Source organism: Nocardioides gilvus, from assembly GCF_003194605.1.
Lineage (GTDB): Bacteria > Actinomycetota > Actinomycetes > Propionibacteriales > Nocardioidaceae > Nocardioides > Nocardioides gilvus.
The window spans coordinates 315,223-333,216 of sequence record NZ_QHKY01000002.1; the positions used below are offsets into that span (position 1 = coordinate 315,223).

Annotated in this window: 15 protein-coding genes; 4 read left to right on the top strand and 11 right to left on the bottom strand. The window is 70.9% G+C overall.

Going from position 1 to position 17,994, the window contains the following annotated elements; genetic code table 11:
- Window positions 1-36: 36 nt before the first annotated feature.
- Complete coding sequence (locus DNK52_RS06825; protein ID WP_110240235.1) at window positions 37-1,239, top strand: PucR family transcriptional regulator; 1,203 nt, start codon at window positions 37-39, stop codon at window positions 1,237-1,239.
- Here DNK52_RS06825 and DNK52_RS06830 read toward each other — a convergent pair.
- On the bottom strand, window positions 1,191-2,681 hold the full coding sequence (locus tag DNK52_RS06830) for an amidohydrolase (protein WP_110240236.1): 1,491 nt from the start codon (window positions 2,679-2,681) through the stop codon (window positions 1,191-1,193). The two genes, DNK52_RS06825 and DNK52_RS06830, sit on opposite strands and share 49 nt — an antisense overlap.
- Window positions 2,682-2,727: 46 nt before the next feature.
- Here DNK52_RS06830 and DNK52_RS06835 point away from each other — a divergent pair, with 46 nt between their 5' ends.
- Window positions 2,728-4,221, top strand: a complete 1,494-nt coding sequence (locus DNK52_RS06835; RefSeq protein ID WP_110240237.1) for a carboxyl transferase domain-containing protein — start codon at window positions 2,728-2,730, stop codon at window positions 4,219-4,221.
- 199 nt (window positions 4,222-4,420) lie between these two features.
- Here DNK52_RS06835 and DNK52_RS06840 read toward each other — a convergent pair whose 3' ends face one another.
- The 6 genes from DNK52_RS06840 to pdhA form a co-directional block, all read right to left on the bottom strand.
- Entirely contained in the window at window positions 4,421-5,812 is a 1,392-nt protein-coding gene (locus DNK52_RS06840; protein ID WP_110240238.1) for an AI-2E family transporter, read from the bottom strand.
- 77 nt (window positions 5,813-5,889) lie between these two features.
- A complete protein-coding gene (locus DNK52_RS06845) occupies window positions 5,890-6,348 on the bottom strand; it encodes a DUF4265 domain-containing protein (RefSeq protein ID WP_110240239.1) in 459 nt (152 codons plus the stop codon).
- 37 nt (window positions 6,349-6,385) lie between these two features.
- A complete protein-coding gene (locus DNK52_RS06850; RefSeq protein WP_204163426.1) occupies window positions 6,386-7,366 on the bottom strand; it encodes a DUF2804 domain-containing protein in 981 nt (326 codons plus the stop codon).
- Between the two features lie 101 nt (window positions 7,367-7,467).
- Window positions 7,468-9,006 carry a dihydrolipoamide acetyltransferase family protein gene (locus tag DNK52_RS06855; protein WP_110240241.1) on the bottom strand — a complete coding sequence of 513 codons (1,539 nt, stop codon included), beginning with the start codon at window positions 9,004-9,006 and terminating at the stop codon, window positions 7,468-7,470.
- A 10-nt stretch (window positions 9,007-9,016) separates the two neighbouring features.
- On the bottom strand, window positions 9,017-10,024 hold the full coding sequence (locus DNK52_RS06860) for an alpha-ketoacid dehydrogenase subunit beta (RefSeq protein ID WP_110240242.1): 1,008 nt from the start codon (window positions 10,022-10,024) through the stop codon (window positions 9,017-9,019).
- Window positions 10,021-11,127 (bottom strand): pyruvate dehydrogenase (acetyl-transferring) E1 component subunit alpha, encoded by a 1,107-nt coding sequence (pdhA, locus tag DNK52_RS06865; protein ID WP_204163427.1) that lies wholly within the window; start codon window positions 11,125-11,127, stop codon window positions 10,021-10,023. Before pdhA ends, DNK52_RS06860 begins: the two co-directional genes overlap by 4 nt.
- Window positions 11,128-11,246: 119 nt before the next feature.
- Between pdhA and DNK52_RS06870 the strand changes: the two genes are divergently transcribed.
- Window positions 11,247-12,200 (top strand): cation diffusion facilitator family transporter, encoded by a 954-nt coding sequence (locus DNK52_RS06870; RefSeq protein ID WP_110240244.1) that lies wholly within the window; start codon window positions 11,247-11,249, stop codon window positions 12,198-12,200.
- An 87-nt stretch (window positions 12,201-12,287) separates the two neighbouring features.
- Here DNK52_RS06870 and DNK52_RS06875 read toward each other — a convergent pair whose 3' ends face one another.
- From DNK52_RS06875 to DNK52_RS06885, 3 genes are all read right to left on the bottom strand, one after another.
- Window positions 12,288-13,865 carry an MFS transporter gene (locus tag DNK52_RS06875; RefSeq protein WP_239455430.1) on the bottom strand — a complete coding sequence of 526 codons (1,578 nt, stop codon included), beginning with the start codon at window positions 13,863-13,865 and terminating at the stop codon, window positions 12,288-12,290.
- A gap of 91 nt (window positions 13,866-13,956) precedes the next feature.
- Window positions 13,957-14,943, bottom strand: a complete 987-nt coding sequence (locus DNK52_RS06880) for a glutathione S-transferase family protein (RefSeq protein ID WP_110240245.1) — start codon at window positions 14,941-14,943, stop codon at window positions 13,957-13,959.
- A gap of 42 nt (window positions 14,944-14,985) precedes the next feature.
- On the bottom strand, window positions 14,986-15,573 hold the full coding sequence (locus DNK52_RS06885) for a VanZ family protein (protein WP_110240246.1): 588 nt from the start codon (window positions 15,571-15,573) through the stop codon (window positions 14,986-14,988).
- 32 nt (window positions 15,574-15,605) lie between these two features.
- Here DNK52_RS06885 and DNK52_RS06890 point away from each other — a divergent pair, with 32 nt between their 5' ends.
- Window positions 15,606-16,562, top strand: coding sequence for an EamA family transporter (locus DNK52_RS06890; protein WP_110240247.1), 957 nt, complete (start codon window positions 15,606-15,608; stop codon window positions 16,560-16,562).
- Window positions 16,563-16,634: 72 nt separating this feature from the next.
- Here DNK52_RS06890 and DNK52_RS06895 read toward each other — a convergent pair whose 3' ends face one another.
- Window positions 16,635-17,903, bottom strand: coding sequence for a S8 family serine peptidase (locus tag DNK52_RS06895; protein ID WP_110240248.1), 1,269 nt, complete (start codon window positions 17,901-17,903; stop codon window positions 16,635-16,637).
- Window positions 17,904-17,994 lie beyond the last annotated feature (91 nt).

Sequence of the window (17,994 nt, forward strand, 5' to 3'; positions counted from 1 at the left end):
GCTTCCACGCGACAGGACTCGACAGGGGGTGCAGCCATGGCCGAGGGCAGACCTGAGCCACAGCTGAGGCTGTCGCCGGAGTTGGTGGAGACCCTGCGCGCCCGACTGCCCGAGGTCGCCGACGGGGCCGTCGACGCCATCATCGCGGAGGTCCCCTCCTACTCGAACGCGTTGGCCGGGCCGATGGGCGAGATCATCCGCAACGCCGTCGCGTTGGCCCTGGGCGGTTTCGTCCAGATGGGGTCGCGCGGCAACAGTCAGGGGCGACCTGCCGCCCCGTCGATGGAGGGCGCCTACCAGCTGGGCCGCGGCGAGGCGCGCTCCGGACGGACCATGGAGGCACTGCTCGCGGCGTACCGGGTCGGCAGCCGGGCGTCGTGGCGCCAGATGGCCGACGTGCTCGTCGCCGGCGGCACCGACGCGGCGACGATCGCCAGGTACGCCGAGCTCGTCTTCGCCTACATGGACCTGCTCTCCGACTCCAGCGCCGCCGGCCACCGCGACGAGGTCGACGAGTCGGGCCGCGCCCGTCAACGGCTGCTCGCACGGTTGGCCCGGGCCCTGATCGACGGGGCCGCCCCCGAGGTGATCGTCGAGGCGGCCGCCCGGGCCGAATGGGAGCTTCCGGCGACGCTCACAGCCGTCCTGCTGCCCGGGGCCCAGGGGGCCGCGCTGCTGGGCGTGGTCTCACAGCGGGCGTTGCGCCTCGACGACCCGCTGAGCGCCAGCCAGCGGGTGGTGGTCCTGGTCCCCGACGCCCACCGCGCGGTCCTGCTCCGCTCGGTCGCCGGGCACCGCGCCGTCGTCGGCCCCGAGCGGGCGTGGACCGAGGTCCGTTCCTCCTACCTGCGGGCCCGTCGCGCGCTCGTCCTGCCCGGCGTGGCCGACGGCGAGATCGTCGACACCGAAGCCAGGCTGGGCGAGCTGGTGGTCGGTGCCGACCTCGAGGCCCTGCGGGACCTGCGCGCCCAGGTCCTCGCACCGCTCGTCGGCGCGTCCGGCGGCTCGCGCGAGAAACTCACCGACACCCTGCGGGCCTGGCTCCTGCACCAGGGCCGCCGTGAGGCGATCGCGGAGGCACTCTTCGTGCATCCGCAGACCGTGCGTTACCGGATGGGCCAGCTGCGTGAGGCGTACGGCGACCTGCTCGACGATCCGGACTTCGTGGCGCGGGCCACGGTCGCGCTGGGTTATCCCGGGGACCCCGGCCTGGCCCAGACCTCGACGCCGTCGACGTAGGTCGCCAGCACCCGGTCCTTCATTGTCAACAGGTGGGCCGCAGCCTCGGACCCACTGCCCCCGCCCGCGAGCGGGTCGGCGTCGAGGAGCACGAAGTCACCGTTGTTTTCTGATCCGAAGGTCGGGGCACCGTCGACGGAGGCGGCCAGCGCCTCGCGCGCGGTCAGGGACTGCTCGGGGTGCCAGCTGTCACGTTCGTCGGCGCTGCGGTGCACGGCGGCGGCCATCGCCAGCCACGGGTCGAGCGGGGAGACAGGAGCGTCCGACCCCAGCGCCAGGTCGACCCCGGCGTCGAGCATCCAGCGCAGCGGGAAGCAGCGCTCGCTGCGGCCCGGCCAGAGGTGCTCGATCGGGTCACGGTCGTCGAGCAGGTGCGCAGGCTGGACGCTGGCCCGCAGCCCCAGCTCGGCGATGCGACGCACGTCGTCGGGGCGTACGAGTTGGGCGTGCTCGATCGACCCGCGGGCGCCGGTGGCCGCGAAGACGTCCAGGGCCACCTCGACCGCCCGGTCGCCGATCGCGTGCACCGCCGCCTCGAGCCCGTACGCATGTGCGCGGGTGAGCAGGTCCGCCAACTCCTCGGGCGTCTGGTTGGGCTCGCCGAAGGGCAGCACCGCCCCGGGGGCGTACGGCTCGCAGCACCAGGCGGTCGCGGTGTTGAGCGAGCCGTCGCTGATGATCTTCAGCGCCCCCATCGTGAGCCGCCGGTGCCCACCGATCGTCTGGCCGGTGCGCAGGTCGCGGTTGATGACGGCCTCCAGCCCGTCGGCGTAGGTGGCGGTCCGGATCCGCAGCAGGTCCGCGCCGCCCTCCCACAGGTCCAGCCACTGCGCCGGACCGACGGAGAACTCGAAGTCGACCAACCCGGTGACCCCGATCGCGGCCGCGGCCTCCATGGCGCTGCGATAACCCTGGGCGGTCGGCTCCTCGGAGCCGAAGGCGTCGCCGAGCCGGGCGTACGTCGCGAACCACTCGTCCTCGCTGACCACACCCTCGCGCCACAGCAAACCGAGCGCCCCGAGCGCCGCGCTGTTGAGCCACCCGTGGTGGGCGTCGCCGGCGATCAGCACGATCGGGATGTGCTCGCTGACCGCGTCCAGGTCAGCGGTGGTGGGAGCCTGGGACCACCCGCTGGGACGGTGCCCCCACCCGATCACGGGCGCCCCGGGAAACTGTGCCATCCGGGCCTCGAGACGCTCCACGACCTCACCCACCGAGGTCACGCCGGCCAGGTCGAAACGGCCTCCCGCGAGCGACCACTGGGCGAGGTGGACGTGCTGGTCCCAGAGCCCGGGGATCACCCAGGCGCCGTCGGCGTCGACGACCTCGTCGGGGGCACCCACGTGGTCCAGTCGTACGTCGACGGGCTCGGTGGAGACCGCCCCGTCACCGTCCGGGCCGAGGGTGCCCAGGGGGACGGGTCGGGCGTTTCGCAGGATCACAGGGCGAGGCTACGGGGCCGAGGTGGCGCACCCCTACCCTTGGGCCATGACGACCCGCCTCTCGGCCCGTGAGCTGATCGACCTGGTCCTGGACGAGGGTTCCTGGACCTCCTGGGACACCCCACCCGACCACAGCAACGCCACCGGGACGTACGCCGAGCAACTCGTCGCCGCGGCCGAGAAGTCAGGCGTCGACGAGTCCGTGATCACCGGCGAGGGCACGCTCCAGGGGCGCCGGGTCGCGATCTTGGCCAGCGAGTTCGCCTTCCTGGCCGGTTCGCTCGGCATCGCCTCCTCAGAACGCCTCGTCGCCTCCATCCGCCGGGCCACGGCCGAGGGGCTTCCGCTGCTCGGGTCGCCGGTCAGCGGCGGCACCCGGATGCAGGAGGGCACGGCCGCCTTCGTCCAGATGGTCCGGATCTCGGAGGCGATCGCTGCGCACAAGGCCGTCGGTCTGCCCTACTTCGTCTACCTGCGCCACCCCACCACCGGCGGAGTGATGGCGTCGTGGGGCTCGCTCGGCCACATCACGGTCGCCGAGCCGCACGCCCTGGTCGGCTTCCTCGGCCCGCGGGTCTACGAGGCGCTCTACGGCAAGCCGTTCCCCGAGGGCGTGCAGACCTCGGAGAACCTCTTCGCGCACGGCATCATCGACGCGGTCGTGCCGCCGCCGCAGATCGGGCACGTGGTGCACCGGGCCCTGGAGATCCTCGACCGCTCCCTCTATCCGCGTACGCCCGTGGGCACCGCGGAGAACGACGCCGTCACCGATGCCGGTGCCCTGCCCGACGTCGACGCGTGGGAGTCGATCACCATCTCCCGGCGCCCTGAACGACCCGGCGTACGTCGGTTGCTCAGGTACGCGGCCAGCGACGTCGTCCCCCTCCAGGGGACCGGACAGGGCGAGGCCGACCCCGGTCTGCTGATCGCCCTGGCCCGTTTCGGTGACGCCCCGTGCGTCTTCCTCGGCCAGGATCGCCGCGGCCAGACCGAGGCCCACCCGATGGGGCCCGGCGCGCTGCGCGAGGCGCGCCGCGGCATGCACCTGGCCTCCGAGCTCGGTCTGCCGCTGGTGACCGTGATCGACACCCGGGGGGCCGCACTCAGCGCCGACGCGGAGAACGGCGGGCTGGCCGGCGAGATCGCCCGCTCGCTGGCCGACCTGGTCACCCTCGACGCCCCGACCGTCTGCCTGCTCCTCGGCGAGGGCACCGGGGGCGGGGCGTTGGCCCTGCTGCCGGCCGACCGGGTGATCGCCGCCCAGCACGCCTGGCTCTCCCCGCTGCCACCGGAGGGTGCGAGCGCGATCGTGCACCGCTCCCTGGACCACGCGGCCGACATGGCCCGCGCCCAGGGCGTACGTTCGCTCGACCTGCTGGCCGACGGCACCGTCGACCGGATCGTCGTCGAGCATCCCGATGCCGCTGACGAGCCGGAGGAGTTCTGTCGGCGGGTGGGGGCCGTGCTCGAGCAGGAGATCCACGCCCTGCTGCTCAGCGGGCCGGGCACGCCACGATCACGGGCCGACCGCCACGCCTGATGTGGGCTGCTGCGGCCTCATCGGCTGCCCCCGGCGGCATCGATCGCCCCGACGACCTCACGTTGTGGGGAGGGTTTCGGTCACCTGGCGCCTGAAACCCTCCCCAAAGAATGATCCCGGACGTCCGCAGCCAGCCGGTGACTGCAGACGTCCGGGATCAGCGCGCGGGAGATCCACCGGGCGACGTGAGCGGCGTACGTCAGCTCTTGGTCTGCTTGCGCTCCCGCCGCGCCTTGACCTTGGTGACGACCGAACCAACCTTCTCGCCGACCTTCGTTCCCATCCCGGCGAGCGGGTTGTACGGCGCATCCTCGTCCTCGGTCTCGTGCTGAGGCAGCGGAGGCTTGCCGCCCATCGCGACGGTCCGGTCGGTCTGCTCGCGCAGGTAGCGGAAGATGACCGCGCCCACCGCAGCGACCGGCACCGCGAGGAACGCGCCGGCGATCCCGTACAGACCGGCACCGAGGGTGACCGACAGCAGCACGACGGCAGGATGCAGGTTCATCGACTTGGACTGCAGGATCGGGGAGAGCAGGTTGCCCTCGACCTGCTGCACGACGACGATCAGGAGCAGCACCCACAGCGCGCCCGTGAAACCGTTGGAGACCAGGGCGACCAGGACCGCGATCGCACCGGCGGCGATCGCCCCGACGATCGGGATGAAGCCTCCGAAGAAGGTCAGCACCGCGAGCGGGATCGCCAGGGGCACCCCGATCACGAGCAGCCCGATGCCGATCAGCACGGCGTCGATGCCGCTGACCAACGCCTGCGTGCGGATGAAGCCGCCCAGGGTCTGCCAGGCGCGACTCAGCACCTCGACCAGGTGGGCGCCGGCCCGGGGACCGCTGACCTCGCGCATCCACGGGAGGAACTTGCGGCCGTCCTTGAGGAAGAAGAAGACCAGGAAGATGATCACGACGATGTTGACCAGCGCCGAGGTGAGGGCACCCACGCCGCTGATCACGCCGCCGGCGATCACGGACGCGGAGTCGGTCAAGCGGTCCTGCGCGGCGGCCAGGAACTCATCGATCTGGTCCTTGTTGAAGAGGTCCGAGTCGTTGACCCACTCCTGCACCCGGTCGATGCCACGGACCGCGTCGTTGGCGATGTCGGTGCTCTGACCCGCCACGGAGGGCGCCATCAGGTAGCCGGCTCCGATGATCAGGGCGACTCCACCGATCAGCGTGAGGGCCGCGGCGAACGCCGGCGGGGCCTTCAGGCGGCGTTCGAAGAAGCCGGCGACCGGGGCCAGCACCGCCGTGACCAGCAACGCCAGTGCGATCGGCATCAGGATGCCCCAGGCGGTGCCGATCACCTCACCGAGGATGACCAGCGCGATCGCGATCAGGATCCATCGGGCGCTCCAGGTGGCCAACCACGAGATGCCGTTGCCGATCACCTTCTCCTTGCGGGCGCCGTCCGGGTCGACCGGAGGGCCCACCAGGACCGAGGTCACCCCCTCGGCCGGTGTGGCCGCCCCTGACCTGACGCCGGGCGTGCCCGACGTGCCCGGGCCGGCGTCGGAGGGCGTGCTGGTGCGCTCTGGCCGGGTGGGCCCGGCGTCTTCGTCGTGATGCTTCGGGTCAGACATGGAGGCAGTCTGTCAGGTGGAGTCCACCGCAACCGTGCGACACAACCGTCGGCGGACACCGCCGCGCGGCCTGCAGGTCAGCTGCGACCCACGTCGTACGTCAGGTGCCCGGCGTCGCGGCGCTCGCCGAGGAACTCCGCGATCTCGTTGGCGTGGGTGGCGTCGCGCGCATCCACCGCCATCATGCTCATCCCGGACCACTCGAGCAGACCGCCGGCGGCCTCGAGGGCGTCGATGGTGTCGGCCAGGGCGTGGGCGGAGGTCCCGAGGTGCACCCGGAAGACGTACCGGCCCGAGGGGCGTACGACTCGGGTGATGCGGTGGTTGGCGTCGACCTCGACGACGTCGCCCATCGCCAGGTCGAACGCGTAGAACGGGATGCAGCAGAGTTCGTAGAGGTCCTCGGCGACCTGGCGACCCCACAGCTGTTCGGTCGCGGCGCTGCCGTCGGCGAGCGTGACGGCGGTCGCGACCACGGAGTCGGCGTGCTCGCCCCAGGCCGGCTCGCGGTGCAGGATCTCGCGCTGGGTACTCATCTCTGGGCACTCATCTCAGGGGCACTCATCTCTGGGGTCACCATCGGTTGTGCGCCTCCTCGGCCCACCCGACGAGGCCGTCGAGCGAGACCCTGGTGCCGTCGTCGGTCGTCGCCCATCCGGAGAAGTGGCCGAAGCACTGGTGCGTCTCGCCGGCCAGCACCAGCAGGTTGGTCCGCGCGACGCGTTCATGGAAGGGCACGAAGGTCGCATCGAGCCGGGAGCCGGAGATCCGCCAGGGCTTGAGCCAGTCGGTGCGGTCGTAGATCCACTCGAGGTCGTCGCTGATCTTGTGCAGGCGTCCGTCGATGACCAGGGCGTTCTCGGTCGACCCCGTGCCGTCGGTCCACTGGCCGCCGACCTGCAGACCCAACGTACGTTCGGGGTTGGAGGCCGCTGCCCAGTTCCAGGTCATCGAGTAGGGCCACTTGCCGCGCCCGTGGTCGAGCACCGCGAAGGAGCCCTGGCCGATCTCGTACGTCTCCCCGTCCAGCGCCAGGGTGCCGGTGACGGCGCGGGCCACGTCCTTGACGGTGTACTGGAAGCGGGTCGCGCTCCACGGCACGACGACACCGAGCGCCTCGCGCTCAGGCTCGGTGGGGATGTCCAGGTCGAGCGCGATGCCCCCGGCGACCGCGGAGATCGTGGTGCGGGCGGGCTCCTGCTCGATGTTGATGCGTACGCCGCCCCCGGAGGTGCGCGCCCGGCCGCGGCCGGCGACGTCGGGCAGGACCACGCCGCGTGCCAGGGGGACCACCGCGTCCTCGGCCCACTCACGGCCGGTGGCGCGCTCGAGGACGTACAGGCTGGGGACGCCCGCGTAGTCGAGGGAGGAGATCACGACGCCGATGATGTGGGTGGGCGTCACGACGCCCCAGTACTCCCAGCGCTTCGCGCGCCCCCAGCCACTCAGGTGCGTGCGGTGCAGGGGCGTACGGGTCCAGCCGACGGCGTCGGGGTTCAGCCTGCCGTCAGGACCGCACAGGTCGACAGGCGTGGTGATCTCGCGTTCGGGCACCAGGACAGCCTGCCAGACGACGGCAGCAGTGTCGGCATGACTACGGGGAGGATTTCAGGCACCTGATGCCTGAAACCCTCCCCGTTGACAGAGTTGTCAGATCAGAACTGCAACGCGTTGGCCGGATCGCGCATGATCGAGGCGACGTCGGCCAGGAATCGGGAGCCGGCCGCCCCGTCGACATGGCGGTGGTCGAAGGACAACGCCAACGTGGTCACGTCGCGCGCCACGATCTCGCCGGACTCCTCATCGACCCATGGTCGCCGTGAGATCGCCCCGAAGGCCAGGATCGCGGACTCGCCGGGGTTGATGATCGGCGTGCCCGCATCGATCCCGAAGACGCCGATGTTGGTGATCGTGAAGGTGCCGCCGGCCATGGCGGCGGGTTGCGTACGTCCGTCGCGCGCCGTCGCGGTGAGCTCGCCCAGCGCGCGGGCCAGGTCGAGCATCCGCATCGTGTGGGCCTCCTTGACGTTCGGCACGACCAGGCCACGCGGCGTCGCCGCCGCGATCCCCAGGTTGACGTAGTCCTTGAAGACGATCTCGCCGTGCTCACCGGCGCCTGCGTCGAAGGTCGAGTTGATCTCCGGCGTCCGCTTCATCGCCAACATGCATGCCCGCGCGAGCAGGAGCAGCGCGGTGACCTTGACCCCCGCGTACTCGGGTCGTTGGCGCAGACGCTCGACGTACCGCAGGCTGCGAGAGACGTCCACGGTGACCCACTCGGTGACGTGTGGCGCGGTGAAGGCCGAGTCGCTCATCGCCTGCGCCATCAGCTTGCGTACGCCCTTGACGGGTTCGCGGCGCTCGCGCGGGTCACCACCCTCCCGGACGTCATCACGAGCGGTCGCCCCGGCGACCGGAGGTGATGACGTTGCACGACGATGCGTCGGGACGTCATCACGAGCGGTCGTCCTGGGTGCGGATCCTGATGACGTTGCGGAGGGGGCGGTGTCGGCGGAGGCACCGGATGCGGCGAGCACGTCGTCGCGGGTCACCACACCACCCGCACCGCTCGGTGTCACCGACGACAGGTCCACCCCCAGCTCGCGGGCCAGTGCCCGTACGGGCGGCTTCGCCAAGGGACGTACCGCCGGGCGACGCGAGACGTCATCACGAGCGGTCGCTCCAGCGGCCGGCGGTGATGACGTTGCGGCGACTGGGGGCGCAGGTACGGCCGGTTCGTCGGCGCTGACCACCTCCTGGCTCTGCGCACCGCCGGGCGCGAAGGCGCCCTGGAGCTGCATCTGGGCGGTGGCGCCGGCCAGCGTCGACGGTGAGGCCGCACCCCGCCGCGGACGCCGCTGCGGCCCACGCTCGGCCTTGTTGCGACCCACGAGGCTCTCGCCCTCCGTACGTCCGCTCGCCGCCGGGTTGGAGAGGTCGATCTCGAGGTCACCTGCGACCGGCTCGCCGATCGAGATGATCGGCTCACCCACCGGGACCATGTCGCCCTCGGCCACCAGCAACGCCGTGACCTCACCGGCGTACGGCGAGGGCAACTCCACGATCGACTTCGCGGTCTCGATGTCCACCAGCACGTCGTTGATCTCGACCACGTCGCCCACCGCGACCCGCCAGGTCACGATCTCGGCCTCGGTCAGCCCCTCACCCACGTCGGGCAGCAGGAAGTCAGCCATCTCGTCTCCTTCAGAAGTCCAGGCTCCGGTCGACCGCGTCCAGCACCCGGTCGAGGTCGGGCAGGAACTCCTCCTCGTTGCGTGACGCGGGGTAGGGGGTGTCGTAGCCGCCGACGCGCAGCACCGGCGCCTCCAACGAGTAGAAGCACTCCTCGGTGATCCGGGCCGCGATCTCCGCGCCCATCCCGAGGTTGACGTGCGCCTCGTGGGTGACGACGGCGCGTCCGGTGCGGCGTACGGAGGCGAGGACGGGGCCCATGTCGAGCGGCGAGAGGGTGCGCAGGTCGATGACCTCCAGCGACTGTCCCTCCGCCGCGGCGGCCTCGGCGGCGGCGAGCGCGATCTTCACCTGGGGGCCGTACGCGAGCACGGTGACGTCGTCGCCGCGGCGTACGACCCGACTCGCGAAGAGCGGATCGGGAGTGGCGTCGACGTCGACGTCGAGGTCAGCCTTGTCGGCGTGGTACTGCCGCTTCGGCTCGAGGAAGATCACCGGGTCGTCGCAGGCGATCGCCTGCTGGATCATCCAGTAGCCGTCGACCGGGTTGGAGCAGGCCACGACCTTGAGGCCCGGCGTGTGCGCGAACTGCGCCTCGGGAGACTCGGAGTGGTGCTCGACGGCACCGATGCCGCCACCGAAGGGGATCCGGATCACCATCGGCATCTTCGAGCGGCCGCGCGAGCGGTAGTGCATCTTGGCGACCTGGCAGACGATCTGGTCGTAGGCGGGGTAGACGAAGCCGTCGAACTGGATCTCCACCACGGGCCGGTAGCCGCGCAGCGCCAGGCCGACTGCCGTGCCCACGATGCCGGCCTCGGCGAGCGGGGAGTCGATGACGCGGTCCTCGCCGAAGTCCTTCTGCAGCCCGTCGGTGATCCGGAAGACGCCGCCGAGCTTGCCGACGTCCTCGCCCATCACCAGGACCTTGTCGTCGTCCTCCATCGCGCGGCGCAGGCCGGCGTTGAGGCCCCTCGCGAGAGTGATGCGCTGGGTGGTCTCGGTGCCGGCGGCGCTCATCGCGCGACCTCCTGGGGGTGGTGCGCCTCGAACGTCTCCCGGTAGGCGACGAAACCCTCGCGCTGGGCGCGCAACTCCTCGGTCTCCTCGGCGTAGACGTGGTCGAAGATGGCGGTGGGCGGCGGGTCGGGCATCGCCTTGCACCCCTCGCGCAGGTGGTGGCCCAACGCGTCGGCCTCGCTCTTCAGGTCGGCCAGGAAGGCGTCGTCGACCAGTCCGTGGCGGCGCAGGTAGACCTCCAGCCGAGCGATCGGGTCCTTGAGCTTCCAGTGCTCGAGGTCGGCGTTGAGCCGGTAGCGGGTGGGGTCGTCGGTGGTGGTGTGGGCCCCCATCCGGTACGTGTACGCCTCCACCAGGGTGGGCCCCTCACCGTCGCGTGCGCGTTGCAGCGCGGCCTGGGTGACTGCGTACGTGGCGAGCACGTCGTTGCCGTCGACCCGCACGCCGGGGAAGCCGAAGCCACGCGCACGCTGGTAGAGCGGGATCCGGGACTGACGCTCGATCGGCTCGGAGATCGCCCACTGGTTGTTCTGGCAGAAGAAGACGACGGGTGCGTTGTAGGACGCAGCGAAGATGAATGCCTCGTTGACGTCGCCCTGGCTCGAGGCGCCGTCGCCGAAGTGGGCCACCACGGCTGCGTCGCGGTCGGGGTCGCCGGTACCGATGACTCCGTCGCGCTGCATGCCCATCGCATAACCGACCGCGTGCAGGGTCTGTGCGCCGATCACGATCGTGTAGTGCCCGAAGTGCTTCTGGGCCGGATCCCACCCGCCGTGGTCGACCCCGCGGAAGAGGCCGAGCAGGTCGAGCGGGTCGATGCCGCGCGTGTACGCGACGCCGTGCTCGCGGTAGGTCGGGAAGACGTGGTCCTGGGCCCGCAGCGCCCGCCCCGCCCCGATCTGGGCGGCCTCCTGGCCCAGCAGCTGCGCCCACAACCCGAGCTCGCCGTGCCGCTGCAACGCGGTCGCCTCGGTGTCGATGCGGCGTACGAGGACCATGTCGCGGTAGAACCCGCGCAGCGTCTCGGCGTCGAAGTCCTGGTCGTGGTCCGGGGGGTGGACCCGCTCCCCCTCGGGGGTCAGCAGCTGGACGAGTTCGTTCATCGGGGCGCTCCCTTCGCAGTCGCGGAGCCCGGGGTCGCCGGTCCGCCATGACGTCAGTGGACGCATCCGGGAATGGGTGTGACCCAGGACACATCTCAGGTAGAACCTACCCTGTCCCCATGACCACGACACCACAGCCCGGGGCTTCCGGGAGCGGGAGCGGGAACGGGAGCGGACACGGACACGGACACGGCATCGGCGCCCACGCCGGCGCCCGACACCGCTGGCGTCTGTCCCTGGCACTGGCGGTCATCGCCACCTTCTTCGTGGTCGAGCTCGTCGCGGGTTTTCTGGCGCAGTCATTGGCACTGCTCTCGGACGCCGGTCACATGGCCGCCGACGTGCTCGCCCTGAGCGCCGCACTGGCCGCCACCCGGGTCGCCACCCGCCCTGATCGCACCGGCCTGCGTACGTTCGGTTCCTACCGCGCGGAGGTCTTCGCGGCGGGCTTCACGGCCCTGCTGATGGTGGGCGTCGCGGTCTTCATCCTCAACGAGGCACGGCAGCGCATCGGTGACGACGTCGAGGTGGCCAGCATCCCGATGATGGTCGTCGGCGCGCTCGGCCTGCTCGCCAACCTGGTCGCGCTGGCGTTGCTCAAGGGTGGCGCGAGCGAGTCGATCAACATCAAGGGCGCCTACCTCGAGGTGCTCGCCGACACCATCGGTTCGGTCGGCGTGATCGCCGCCGGGGCGCTGGTCCTGTGGACCGGCAACTCACTCTGGGACACGGGCGTGGCGCTGGCGATCGCGCTCTTCGTCCTGGTCCGGGCCTTCTTCCTGGGCCGCGAGGTGGTCACCGTGCTGGGCCAGCACGCGCCCGCCGGCATCGTCCCGGCCGAGGTCGAGGCCGCGCTGAGCGCGGTGCCGGGCGTCACGCAGGTGCACGACCTGCACGTGTGGTGCCTGACGTCGGGGATGAACGTCGCCACCGCCCACCTCGTGGCGACCCAGGGACGGACCGACGAGGTGCTCGCCGCCGCTGCCGGGGTGCTGCGCGAGCGGTTCCACGTCGAGCACGCAACCCTGCAGGTCGAGGGAGCCGACCACGAGTGCCACCGCACCGACTGGTGAACGGACCGACAGCCACCACGTCGGAGGTTCGCCGTCATTCGAGGCCTCCGGGGCCGAATCCGGGGCGAGCTTCCGACATGGTGGTCGTCAGTCGAGCGGGTCCGGTGCCCGCAGGGCCCGGCGTGCCACCAGTGCCATCACCGCGGTGAGCACCGCCCCCAACCCGGCGGTCAGCACCACCCCGTGGTCGAAGGCCTGGGAGGCGGAGAGCAACAGGGCCTCGCCGAGCGCGGCGGGCAGACCTTCAGACACCTCGACCGCACCGGCCAACGTCTCGCCGGCCAGCGCCGCCTGCGTGGGGTCAAGGCCCGTCGGCAGTTGTACGCCGGTGCGGAAGGCGACGTTGAGCAGCGAGCCGAGCACGGCCACGCCGAGCACCGCGCCGACCTCGTACGCCGACTCCGAGGCCGCAGCCGCCGGCCCGGCCTTCTCCGGTGGCACCGCACTGAGCGCCAGGTCGTTGGAGATGGTCTGGGAGAGACCGACCCCGGCGGAGAGCACCACGAAACCACCCAGCAGGGCGAGCAGGGCGCCGTCCGCGCCGAAGAGCGCGACCATCGCGTAGCCCAAGGTGTTGAGCAACAGCCCGACCACCACCACGTTGGCCGGCGTCATCCGGTGCACCAGGGGCACGGCGATCAGTCCGAAGATGACCGTGGTGACCAGGCCGGGCACCATCAGCCAGCCGGCGACCATCGGCGAGTGACCGGCGACCAGTTGCAGGTGCTGGCTGAGGAAGTAGATGAAGCCGACGAAGGCGAAGACCGCGACCAGGTTGGTGGCCAGAGCACCGGAGAAGACCCGGTTGCTGAAGAGGCGGACGTCGAGCATCGGTTGGTCGAGGCGCAGCATCCGGCGCACGAAGCCCACCCCCGACGCGATCCCGACCACGGCGGCGGCCAGCACCACGAGGGCCGGGTCCCCACCGCCGGCGGCCTTGATCGCGAAGACGATCCCACCGAGACCGAGGACGGCAAGGGCGATTCCGACCGGGTCGACCGGCCCGGGCTCGGGGTCCTTCGACTCCGGGAGCAGCACCGGGCCGAGCACCAGGAGCGGCACCAGGACCGGCACCGCCATCAGGAAGATCGAGCCCCACTCGTAGTGCTCGAGCAGCCACCCGCCCACGATCGGACCGAGCGCCGCGCCGCCGGAGAAGCCTGAGGCCCAGATCGCGATCGCCTTCCGGCGTTCGTCGGCCTCGGTGAAGATGTTGCGCAGCAGCGACAGCGTCGCCGGCATCAGCATCGCGCCGAAGAAGCCGAGCGCGGCGCGGGCGGCGATCAACCACCCAGCGCTGGGGGCGAAGGCGGCGACCGCGGAGACCACGGCGAAGCCGGTGGCGCCGATCAGCAGGAGGCGGCGACGACCGATCCGGTCACCCACCGACCCCATGGCGACCAGGAGCGCCGCGAGCACCAACGGGTACGCATCGACGATCCACAGCAACTGCGTGGCGCTGGGCTGCAGGTCGCGGGCCAGTGAGGGGACGGCGAAGGAGAGCGCGGTGTTGTCGACCGAGATCAGCAGCACCGGGAGCATCAGGACGACCAGCGCCGCCCAGCGCCGTCGCGAGGAGGCGATCGGACTGGAGTTGCCGGGGTTGGTCCGGGGGCCACGCTGGGGGTCGGGACGTCCCGGGGGACGCACTGCGGTCTCACTCACCGATCAACTGTAGGTCGCGCCCCGCCGTCGCCACGGATCGGCGATTCCACGCTGAGCGGGCGGAGTGACGACCGCCACCGTACGAGGTGGTTCAGAGCACCTCGCGCCCGTGCGGCGTCAGCCAGGAGTCCAGCTCGGGCCCCTTCGGCACGATCCCGGTCGGGTTCACGTCGGTGTGCACCACGTAGTAGTGCTCCTTGATCTGCTCGAAGTCGATCGTCTCCCCGAAGCCGGGGGTCTGGAAGAGGTCGCGGGCGTAGCCCCACAGGTTCGGCATCTCGGTCAGCTTGTTGCGGTTGCACTTGAAGTGGCCGTGGTAGACCGCGTCGAAGCGCGCCAGCGTCGTGAAGAGGCGTACGTCGGCCTCCGTGATCGCGTCCCCCATCAGGTAGCGACGCGTCGCCAGACGTTCCTCGAGCCAGTCCATCGCCGCCCAGAGACGGTCGTACGCAGCCTCGTACGCCTCCTGCGATCCGGCGAAGCCGCAGCGGTAGACACCGTTGTTGACCTCGGTGAAGACCCGCTTCATCACGGTCTCCATCTCCTCGCGGAGCTCGGCCGGCCACAGGTCGGGAGCGCCCTCGCGGTGGTGCTCCTTCCACTCGAAGTAGAGGTCGTGGGTGATCCATGGAAAGTCGTTGGTGACGACCTGCTTGGAGTCGATCTCGACCATCGCGGGCACGGTGATGCCCTTCGAGTAGTCCGGGTAGCGGTTGAGGTACGCCTCCTGGAGGCGCTCCATCCCGAGCACCGGGTCGACTCCGCCGGGGTCGCGGTCGAAGGTCCACGAGCGCTTGTCGTGGGTGGGCCCGGGCTTGCCGACGCTGATCACGTCCTCGAGGCCGAGCAGGCGGCGCACGATCAGGGTGCGGTTGGCCCACGGGCAGGCGGGCGCGGCGACGAGACGGTAGCGACCGGGCTCCACCGGCCACACGGGCACGTCGCTGCGGGCGCCGTACGTCGACTCGAGCGGGTCCGCGGGCGCAGCACCGGCCAGGATGCGGTCGGGGATGTAGTCCATGTCGCGCTCGAAGGACTTGCCCTTCTCGGTGTACTTCGGCGTCAGGTCATCGCTCATGCAGCCACCCTAGGCCGGGTTGGTCCAATTTTCAATGAACCGTCAGGCAGTCCGGTCGACCCCTCGGCGGCCCGCGCCCCGCCACGGCCGCAGGACGACCAGCAGCACCAGACCGACTCCGAATCCGACCAGGGCACCGAGCGCGTTGTCGACCATGTCGGTGATGTCGCACGCCCGATCGATCCGCGCCACCTCGAGCTGCGCCCACTCGATCGCCACCGAGTAGCCGAAGAGGCCGAGCAGGCCCAGCGGCGCCAACACCCTTCCGACCCGCCACCGTCCGACGGCCAGGACCAACAACGCCCCGGCCGGCGCGAAGACGACCATGTTGAGCAGTCGTTGTCCGCCACCGACGATCCAGAAGCCGTCGGGCGAGGGACCGCCGTAGTCCAGCGAGCACGACGTGGGCCTGTCCTCCGCCAGGACCACCGACGGGACCTCGTACGCCGGGGTCAGGGTCAGCACGCCGATGCAGGCCACCGCGAAGACGAAGCCGGCGATGGCCCAGGCCGAGACGAAGGGGAGGCTGCGGCGCAACAGCGCTCCCAGGAGCCCAGCGACGACCCCGGCCAGGGCGACTCCGGCCAGCATCGTCGTCACCCCACCGCCGCTGAGCATCCCCACGTCCACGCGGGAGAACCTACCTGCGGGACAATGCGTGCGTGTCCACGAACCGCGGGGTGGGCGTGGGTCTGGTCACCTTGGGCGCCACCCTCTTCATCCTCAACTCCGGAGTCTCCCGGGTCGCCCTGCGCGCCGGGATCAGCTCCCTCGAACTCACCTCGATCCGCGTCACCGGCACCTTCGTGGTCCTGCTCGTGGTGGTGGCCCTCTTCCGGCCCGATGCTCGGCGCAGCGCGTTGCGTGTCCCGCGGGGCCGGGAGCTCTGGCTGGTGCTCGGGCTCGGGTTGGTCGGCGTGGCGGCGCTTCAGTTCCTCTACTTCGTGGCGATCGACCGCCTCACCATCGGCCTGGCGTTGCTGTTGGAGTTCCAGGCACCCTTCCTGGTCGCCCTGTGGGCGAAGTTCGTGCAGGGCAACAAGGTCACCGCCCGTTTGTGGTGGGGTCTGGGCCTGGCGATCATCGGGCTCGCCGCCGCGACCGAGGCCTGGAAGGGAGCAGCCTTCGACACCTTCGGGGTGCTCGCCGGACTGGGCGCCGCCGTCGCGTTCGCCGGCTACTTCCTCCTGGGTGAACGGATCCAGCATTCGATGAGCTCGGTCGGCACGATGCTGTGGTCCTTCGGCGTGGCTGCGGTGGCGATGAACCTCGTCCAGCCCTCCTGGCAGATCGACGCCGCCCTCGGACAGCGGGTGTCCCTGCAGGGCAACCTCGACCACCTGTCCCTGCCGCTCTGGATGCCTGTGGCCTCGATCATCCTCCTGGGCACGCTGGTGCCGTTCGGCGTCGAGCTCGCCGCTCTGCGCTTCATCCCCGCGACCGCCGTGACCGCGATCGCGATGCTCGAGCCCGTCGGCGCAGCGGCCCTCGGCTGGGCGTGGCACCAGGAGGCCCTCGGTGCGGTCGCCGTCGCCGGCTGCATCACCGTGGTCGTCGGGATCCTCTTGGCAGAGAGCTCACGCGTCGGGCATCCGCCTGACCCGGTCGCGCTGACCTGAGGTCACCCCTGGACCGTCACCCCTGGACCGTCACTCCTGGACCGTCACTCCCGGACCGTCACTCCCGGACCGTCACTCCTGGACAGAGTCGTCCGAGGCGCGGCGGCGGCGCGTCAACCAGAACACCAGGCCACCCATAAGAGCGAGGACGAGCACCCCGACCCCGACCACCAACGGCCACTGGGCCACGGAGTCGTTCTCGTCGGCAGCAGACTTCTCTGCGTCGTCCGTCGAGGCGGTCCCCTCCGGCCTCGGGACCTCGGTGGCACCCGCGTACTTGCCGTAGATCTCCGGCGGGTAGACGGCCATGATGTCCTCAGGGGTGTCGATCAGCGGGTTGATGTCGGGCCAGCCGGTCGGGTCCTTGGCCAGCATCTTGGTCACCGAGACAATGCCGAAGCCGCTGGTCGGTTGGAACACGAATTCGTCGCCGCCCGTCTCGTGGATGAGGTGCTGGATCAGTTGATTCCCGGTGGCGCTCGGGTACTCCGCCTTCACCAGCGCGAGTGCGCCGGCCACGATCGAGGTGGCAGGCGCGGTACCGGTCACCTCTTTGCCCGACACCCACTTCCTGTCGTCGCTGGCCCCGGCGGGCACGTCGACGCCGGGGGCCAGGACCGTGATGTACGCGCCGTTCGGCTCGGGGACCTCGGTACTGCCCTCCTCGTCGGCCCGCAACCCGGCATTGCCGGTCCAGTTGTAGCCCTCCTGGTCGGCCGCACCCACGGCCACGACGCCGAGGCGCGACGCCGGCTCGTCCAACTGGGGCTCGAGGTCACCCGCCGCGGCCACCAGGACCCGGTTGTCGCTCAGCAACCGCTCCACCTGGGCGTCGTCGGTCGGGTAGTTGCCGGAGTGGCTCACGATGTGCGCCTGGAACTGCGCAGCGAGGTCAGCCAGCGGGCGCTCGCAGTGGTCGGACTCCTCGGGCCCGGGAGCGCCGGCGACGAAGAGCACGGCCGCCGAAGGAGCCACTCCGACGATGCCGCCGTTGCCCTGCCCCGCGACGAGGGCGGTCATGGCCGTCCCACGGCTGGCGTCCGGACTCGTCGCCGCAGATGTGGGGTCGTAGCTCTCCGCAGCACTGTCCTCACCAGCCTCGCACTGGGTGCTCCATTCGAGGCTCGCACCTTCGAGGTCCGGCACGGTGGGGTCGATCTCGGCGTCGTAGACCAGGACCCGTGCCCCGCCACCCTTGGTGATCGCGTGAGCGTCGCCGATCCGCATCTTCTCGAACCACCACGGATCCGCAGCCTGCGCCGGGCCGGCGGAGAGCAGCACCAGCGAGGCAGCCATCGCTCCAGCCACCCAGGTCAAGGTCTTCGTTCTCGAGCTCCGCATGGTTCCCCCTACTTCGCATCCGCCGGCAGAGCGCACTGGCGGTCTCCCGTGGTCGGGTGGAACCTATCGCGACCGAACGCGGTTCCTTCTG

Coding starts and splice junctions, on each gene's coding strand:
- DNK52_RS06825 (WP_110240235.1), top strand. CDS start 37: ATGGCCGAGGGCAGACCTGAGCCACAGCTGAGGCTGTCGCCGGAGTTG.
- DNK52_RS06835 (WP_110240237.1), top strand. CDS start 2,728: ATGACGACCCGCCTCTCGGCCCGTGAGCTGATCGACCTGGTCCTGGAC.
- DNK52_RS06840 (WP_110240238.1), bottom strand. CDS start 5,812: ATGTCTGACCCGAAGCATCACGACGAAGACGCCGGGCCCACCCGGCCA.
- DNK52_RS06845 (WP_110240239.1), bottom strand. CDS start 6,348: ATGAGTACCCAGCGCGAGATCCTGCACCGCGAGCCGGCCTGGGGCGAG.
- DNK52_RS06855 (WP_110240241.1), bottom strand. CDS start 9,006: ATGGCTGACTTCCTGCTGCCCGACGTGGGTGAGGGGCTGACCGAGGCC.
- DNK52_RS06860 (WP_110240242.1), bottom strand. CDS start 10,024: ATGAGCGCCGCCGGCACCGAGACCACCCAGCGCATCACTCTCGCGAGG.
- pdhA (WP_204163427.1), bottom strand. CDS start 11,127: ATGAACGAACTCGTCCAGCTGCTGACCCCCGAGGGGGAGCGGGTCCAC.
- DNK52_RS06870 (WP_110240244.1), top strand. CDS start 11,247: ATGACCACGACACCACAGCCCGGGGCTTCCGGGAGCGGGAGCGGGAAC.
- DNK52_RS06880 (WP_110240245.1), bottom strand. CDS start 14,943: ATGAGCGATGACCTGACGCCGAAGTACACCGAGAAGGGCAAGTCCTTC.
- DNK52_RS06895 (WP_110240248.1), bottom strand. CDS start 17,903: ATGCGGAGCTCGAGAACGAAGACCTTGACCTGGGTGGCTGGAGCGATG.